The following is a 912-nucleotide window of genomic DNA, read 5'->3' as shown; positions in this document are numbered from 1 at the left end:
TAGCGAGAAATAAACTGATTACGCAGGAAGTGAGGGAGTTTATTTATATTGGCTAAAACAGCTTGCCCCTGAATCAGTTGTTCACGGGTAAGCGGTCTTTGTATACCGGGTAAAGTTTCGCGCGGTTTGCTACCGGGGTAGGCATAGTTAGAAATGGCAGCGCCGCTGCCCGGATAAGGCAACGGCGGAGCTGGAGCTACACGACCACGAATTGAAACGGTCATTTGGCTGAAAAGGCTTCTTGGCACAGCTTACCAGTGCGACCAATTTCATTCCCTAGTGATGCAAAACTATTAATCTGCGCTTCACCTATATGGCGATTAATTAACCCCGTGACTAATTGCGAGATAGTTGGATAATAAGCAATAGGCTCTAAACGTTCCAGCCCCTCGCTTTTACCTTTTTGACTAATCTTTACTTCATTAAGAATAAATTGCAGGCTATCAGAAGTAACAACGTGTTTTTCACCGATTTTAATATGCATAATAAAGCCTTTATTTAGGTAATAAGTTAGGAGAGTGAAAATCTTTAAAGCCTTTTTCACATAATTCAGCAAGACGTTTGGTTTCCTCGACCAATGCCGGAATAGAATTAATGCCAGAGTGATAAATACGATGGTGAATTAAATCACTCACTAAACTAACCTTTGTCGGATAATGAGCAATTACAGCCAACACTCTTTCGTTTTCTTTAGTAAATTTAATCTCATTAAGAACGAGGTTTGGAATACGATTTAAAGTTTTGGTTGGCTTACACAAAGTAATTGCGTAACGAGCATCAATAACAATTTCATCAACCATCAGTGCTGCGCCTGGGCTTGGTTGATAATTCCCTCGGCTACTCGGTTAAGCAGTTCCGCCGCCTCTACGCCGTTCAGCTCCCGGTTTAGAATTTGATTAGCAATCTCATCCA

At 41.6% G+C, this 912-nt stretch carries 2 protein-coding genes and 2 pseudogenes; all 4 read right to left on the bottom strand.

Features of this window, described 5'->3' with window-relative positions; all coding sequences use genetic code 11:
* Window positions 1-224, bottom strand: a pseudogene (locus FTA96_RS11640) (replication endonuclease); the annotation flags it as partial.
* Complete coding sequence (locus tag FTA96_RS11635) at window positions 221-484, bottom strand: DUF5405 family protein (RefSeq protein WP_145573868.1); 264 nt, start codon at window positions 482-484, stop codon at window positions 221-223. The gene FTA96_RS11635 and the pseudogene FTA96_RS11640, both read right to left, overlap by 4 nt.
* A 10-nt stretch (window positions 485-494) precedes the next feature.
* On the bottom strand, window positions 495-800 hold the full coding sequence (locus FTA96_RS11630; protein WP_145573867.1) for a DUF5405 family protein: 306 nt from the start codon (window positions 798-800) through the stop codon (window positions 495-497).
* Window positions 800-912 (bottom strand): annotated as a pseudogene (locus FTA96_RS23840) (DUF2732 family protein); the annotation flags it as partial. The pseudogene FTA96_RS23840 and the gene FTA96_RS11630, both read right to left, overlap by 1 nt.

Source organism: Yersinia alsatica (assembly GCF_902170305.1).
Lineage (GTDB): Bacteria > Pseudomonadota > Gammaproteobacteria > Enterobacterales > Enterobacteriaceae > Yersinia > Yersinia alsatica.
This window is presented reverse-complemented; position numbering and strand designations above follow the sequence as displayed.

Excerpts from the sequence above, each read along its gene's own strand:
- FTA96_RS11635 (WP_145573868.1), bottom strand. The coding sequence starts at position 484 with ATGCATATTAAAATCGGTGAAAAACACGTTGTTACTTCTGATAGCCTG.
- FTA96_RS11630 (WP_145573867.1), bottom strand. The coding sequence starts at position 800 with ATGGTTGATGAAATTGTTATTGATGCTCGTTACGCAATTACTTTGTGT.